The 5,038-nt window shown below is 78.2% G+C and carries 5 protein-coding genes; 2 read left to right on the top strand and 3 right to left on the bottom strand.

What is annotated here, in order from left to right; genetic code table 11:
* From NH602_RS27960 to NH602_RS27950, 3 genes are all read right to left on the bottom strand, one after another.
* Positions 1 to 1,052 (bottom strand): glycosyltransferase (locus NH602_RS27960; RefSeq protein ID WP_253069356.1); only part of this gene is annotated, 1,052 nt, incomplete at its 3' end.
* Positions 1,049 to 2,143, bottom strand: coding sequence for a glycosyltransferase (locus tag NH602_RS27955; protein ID WP_253069355.1), 1,095 nt, complete (start codon positions 2,141 to 2,143; stop codon positions 1,049 to 1,051). The genes NH602_RS27955 and NH602_RS27960, both read right to left, overlap by 4 nt.
* A 112-nt stretch (positions 2,144 to 2,255) precedes the next feature.
* Positions 2,256 to 3,158 (bottom strand): WcbI family polysaccharide biosynthesis putative acetyltransferase, encoded by a 903-nt coding sequence (locus NH602_RS27950; protein WP_139282755.1) that lies wholly within the window; start codon positions 3,156 to 3,158, stop codon positions 2,256 to 2,258.
* A 75-nt stretch (positions 3,159 to 3,233) separates the two neighbouring features.
* Here NH602_RS27950 and NH602_RS27945 point away from each other — a divergent pair, with 75 nt between their 5' ends.
* Positions 3,234 to 4,247, top strand: coding sequence for a glycosyltransferase family 1 protein (locus NH602_RS27945; protein ID WP_253069354.1), 1,014 nt, complete (start codon positions 3,234 to 3,236; stop codon positions 4,245 to 4,247).
* A partial coding sequence (locus NH602_RS27940; protein ID WP_374210272.1) for a hypothetical protein occupies positions 4,244 to 5,038 on the top strand: 795 nt, incomplete at its 3' end. The genes NH602_RS27945 and NH602_RS27940, both read left to right, overlap by 4 nt.

The following is a 5,038-nucleotide window of genomic DNA, read 5'->3' as shown; positions in this document are numbered from 1 at the left end:
GCGGCGATCCCGTCGAGCACCGCGGCCGCGCGTTCCGCGGCCCGCCCGTCGGACCAGCGCGACCAGCCCGCCCCGCCGCGGGACACCGCCTCGTCGAGCACCCCGGGCCAGTCGGCCGGTGCGGGCCAGCGGTCGCGGACCGTCGCGAGCCCGGCCGCCCGCAGCACCGCGCCGGTGGCGACCTGCTCGCCGTAGGGACGCTCGGCCGGGACGATGACGGCGGCGCGGCGGGCGGCGGCGATCTCGGCGACGACGTTCTGCCCGGCGTGCCCGACGACGACGTCGGCGTCCTGCAGTTCGGCCCACACCTCGCCCGTCCACCCGGCGCAGGCGAGGTTCGGCGGGGCGTCGCGCAGCGCGCCGGTCAGGCCGCCGGCGACCCGCCAGGTCCAGTCCGGGGTGGCGGACGCCGCGGCGGCGAGTGCGGCCGGGTCGGCGCCGCCGTCGCCGCTGCCGGTCAGGACGAGCACCCGGCGACGGCCCGGACCCGGGCGGGCGGTGCGGTCGTCGGAGCGGGACAGGCCGCCCAGGTGCACCGTCCGGCCGGTCAGCTCCGGGCGCCACGGCCGCGGCGGATCGGCGGGCCACGGCGCGAGCAGGACCTCCGCCAGGTCGTAGACGGTGCGGTGCGCCCGGTCGAGCCGTTCCCCGGGCTGCGCGACGACGGCGACCGGCACCCCGTGCAGCCGGGCCAGCAGCGCGATCTCCACCGACACGTCGGCGACGAGCAGCCGGGCCGGGCCCGCGGCGAGCAGCGCCGAGACCGCGGCGGTCCGGGCGCGCAGACCGTCGTGGTGACGGGGTACCCAGTGCAGCGTCCCGCCCGCGGTCACGTCGGCGGTCTCGGCCGTGTCGCCGCCGCCGGTGTCGAGGGGCAGCTCGTGCCAGGCGCCTGGCCAGCCGTACGGGGCGGGCCGGGACCCGACCCCGACGACCGGGGTGCGGCAGTGCGCGGCGATCGCGGCGGCGCGGTGGGCGTGCCCGCTGCCGTGGTGGTGCACGTAGTAGACGATCGTGCCGGACGTGGCGCCCGGGCCGGTGCCGCCGGTCATACCGCGGCCAGGGCCCGGTAGAGCCGCTCGTAACCGTCGATCATCACCTCGGCCGAGCAGGTCGCCTCGGCGTGCCTGCGGGCGTCGGTGCGCGAGAGCAGCGATGCCGCGCGGATCGCCTCGGCCAGCGCCTCGACGTCGCCGGGCTCGGCCAGCACCCCGCTGAGCGGATCGACGATCTCCGGCAGCGCACCCCGGGCGAACCCGGCGATCGGGGTGCCGCACGCCAGCGCCTCGGCGACGACCAGGCCGTAGGGCTCGTCCCAGCACGGCGACACGACGGCGACGGTCGCGTCCCCGACCAGGCGGGCCAGCGCCCGGTGGTCGAGGTGGCCGAGGTAGTCGACGCCGTCACCGAGCAGCGGGGCGACGCAGGAGTCGAAGAACGCCCGGTCCGGGCACGGCCCGGCCAGGCGCAGCCCGGTCCCGGCCAGCCGCGCCGCCCGGATCGCCTCCACCGGGCCCTTCTCCGGGACGACGCGGCCCGACCACACCGGGACCCCACCGCCCGGCCCGTACTCCCAGGCCGCGGTGTCGACCCCGTTGCGGACCACCGTCGCGCGGGCACCGGTCGGCGCCCAGGCGCGGGCGGTGTGCGCGCTGACCGCGGCGAACCGCAGCCGCTGCGGGTCGCCGAGCCGCACCGCGGACTCCATCCACGGCGTCGGCGGCGTGTGCAGCGTGGTCAGGACGGGGGCGTCGAGCGTGTCGGCCAGCGCCAGCGGCAGGTAGTGCAGGGAGTTGTTGTGCACCACGTCGTAGCGGCCGCGTTCGCGCGAGAGCGCCAGCAGCAGCTCCAGGTAGGAGTGGTGCTCGGCGAGGAACCACTCCGGCGGCATGCCGACGTCGCTGCGGGCGGCACGCGAGATGGGAGGCAGCACCGCCATCTCCCGCACCCGCAGTCCGGGGTCGGAACCGGGCGCGCCGAAGACGGTCACATCGTGACCGCGGCGTCGCAGCCGGGACGCGAGCCCGGCGGTGTGCGCCTCGAGCCCTCCCGGGAACGGTTCACGGATCGGGTAGCGGGCGGAGGCGATGAGCGCGATCCGGGCGGTCACCGGTGGAAGGCGGGCGGGGTCATGGGTCGACACGCTCCGAGGCTCGTGGGGCGGAACCGTGCGAGCTGGCGGCTGAACCCGGACGTTCCCCGATCATGCGGTGCCCCGGGCCCCCCCACAACTCGACCTTGGGCCCCCGGCCCGGCTACAACCCCAGCAGCTCCAGCGTGTCGGCGTGCCGGGCCAGCCCGGCGTCCACCCATCCGGGGTGCGTGGCGTACCAGGCCCGTTGCGCGGCGGCGACCTCGTCCTCGCCGATCGCCCGGTCGGAGACGCACCAGTGCGGGCGCGGCGGCGTGTCCAGCCCGAGGGCGTCGACGACGTCGGCGCGCAGCGGGGACCGGATCCCGCCGAGCAGGGTGCGTCCGGGGTCACACACGACGCCCGGCATCCCGGCGGCGTCGAGGATCCGCCCGGCGAGCAGCATCAGCACCCCGTTGCCGGGGTGGTTGAGGGTGTGTGCGGCCGCCGCGCCGAACCCGGCGATCGCGTCGGACACCCCGGCGTCGGTGTCGCGGGCCTCCCGCCGGGCGAGCTCGGCGATCCCGCGGCGGCCCACCTCGCGCAACGCCTCCGGCGTCGGCGGCGGCCCCGGCTCGCGTCCCGCGGCGGCCGCGAGGGCCCGCAGGTCGTGGTAGGGCACCCCCGGCGGGACGGCGGCCGGGTCGGACGCGTGGCGCACGATCGCCGACCACGGGTGCAGCGCGGGATGGCGGATCACCGGCCAGCGGACGACGACCGCCCCCGGCGCCAGCCCGGCGGCGACCTGGGCGGTGCCCAGGGGCAGGTCGCGGTAGTCGTCGCGGACCGGCTGGGACGCCAGCAGCCGGGTCCGGGACAGCAGCCGGCGCAGGTGGGGCAGGTCGTCGGCGGTGAGCTCGTGCACCGGCGGGATGCGTACGGGGGTGACCGGCAGGCCGTCGACGCCGGCGAGCAGCACCCGGACCGACTCGGCCTGGCAGTTGCCCCACACCAGGGCGAGCGGTCCCGGCGGTGGGGCCTCGAGGCCGTAGAGGACGCCGTAGTGGCGGCGGCGCGGATCGGTCACCCGGTCATCGTGGCCCGTGGGGTTGATCCGCGCCCGGACGGGCATCCCGGGGGACCCGAGGAGAGGAGCCGTCGCGTGCGCGTGGCGTCCGTGCCCACCGCCCATCCCTACGTGGCATCGCTGCACCACCCCGAGGTGGTCCGGCTCCCGGACCCGCCGGTCCCGGGCGCGCGTCCGGGGGTGTGGTGGCCCTCGCCGTGGCTCGACGACGACCACCTGCGGGCGCACGCCGCGGACGTCGACCTGCTGCACGTCCACTTCGGCTTCGACGACCGCACCCCCGACCAGCTGCGCGCACTCGTCGCGGCACTGGGGGAGACGGGTGTCCCGCTGGTGCTGACCGTGCACGACCTGCGCAACCCGCACCACGCCGACCCCGCGCCGCACGCCGCGGCCCTCGACGTGCTGGTACCGGCTGCCGCCGGGCTCGTCACGCTGACCCCGGGGGCCGCCGCGCGGATCCGGGAACGCTGGGGACGCGAGGCGCTGGTGCTGGGGCACCCGGCCGTCGTCGGGCCGGAGTGGCTGCGCCGTCCCCGGCCCCGCCGCGCCGACGGGTTCGTCGTCGGCCTGCACGCCAAGAGCCACCGCACCAACGCCGACCCGGTCGGGGTGGCCCGTGCGCTCGCCGCGACCGCCCCGCCCGACGTCCGGCTGCGGGTCGACGCGCACGACGACGCGCGTGGCCGCGCCGTGGCGAACGCCCTGCGCGACGAGCCCCGCCTCGAGCTGCGGGTGCACCCCCCGTTCGACGACGACGCCCTCCACACCTACCTCCAGGAGCTCGACGTGTCGGTGCTCCCGTACCGGTGGGGGACCCATTCCGGCTGGCTGGAGGCCTGTCACGATCTCGGCACGACCGCGCTGGTGCCCGACGTCGGACACTTCCGGGAGCAGGCGCCCTGCCTGACCTACACCCTCACCGACGACGGCCCCGACCGCGCCTCGCTCGGCGCCGCCGTCGCACTGGCGCACCGGACCCGTCCGACCTGGCGGGTCGACCCCGGCGACCGGGAACGGCGCCGCGCCGAGGTCGCCGACGCCCACGCCCGCGAGTACCGCCGCGTCCTGGCCGGGGTGGCGCGGTGACCGTCACCGTGCGGGTCGTCGCGCCCGGGGCGTCCGGGCACGGCGTGGTCCGGCACGCCGCCGCCGTCGCCGCCGCGGTGGTCGCCGACGGCGTGGTCCCGGTCGGTTCCGGCCAGGCCGACCTCACCCACGCCCAGTTCACCGACGCACTGTGGGGCGCCGGGGTCGCCGCGGCCGCCGACGCCTTCGTCGAGCAGGCGGAGGTCCTGCCACGACCGCTCGTCGTGACCCTGCACGACCTGCCCGGTGCCGACCCCGATCCGGCCCGCGACGTCCGCCGGTCCGCCGGCTACCGGCGGGTGGTCGCCGTCGCCGACGCGGTCGTCGTGTCCGCGGGGCACGAGGCCGACAAGGCCCGGGCGCTCGGCGCGGCCGACCCGGTGACCCTGCCGCTGCCGCTGCCGGTCGTCGTGCCCGCCGAGCAGGCGCCGGGCTGGGCGCGGCGCCCCACGCTCGGCGTGCTCGGGTTCGTCTATCCCGGCAAGGGGCACGAGGCCGTGATCGACGCGGCGGCGGCGCACCCGGACCGGCCCGCGGTCGTCGCCGCGGGGGCGGTGTCCGACGGGCACGACGAACTCGCCCGGTCCCTCGCCGGGCACGCCCGGTCCCGCGGGGTGGACTGGATCCTCACCGGACACCTGGAGCCGGCGGCGCTCGCCGCGGCCGCGGCGGCGGTCACCGTCCCGGTCGCGCCGAGCCGCACCGTCAGTGCCAGCGGCTCGCTGCTGGCGTGGCTGGCCCACGGCCGCTACCCGCTGGCCGCAGCCGGTGCCTACGCCCACGAGGTCGAC

This window comes from Pseudonocardia sp. McavD-2-B (assembly GCF_024124365.1).
Lineage (GTDB): Bacteria > Actinomycetota > Actinomycetes > Mycobacteriales > Pseudonocardiaceae > Pseudonocardia > Pseudonocardia alni.
The sequence above is the reverse complement of the archived record's forward strand: the minus strand, read 5'-3'. Positions and strand labels throughout refer to the sequence as shown.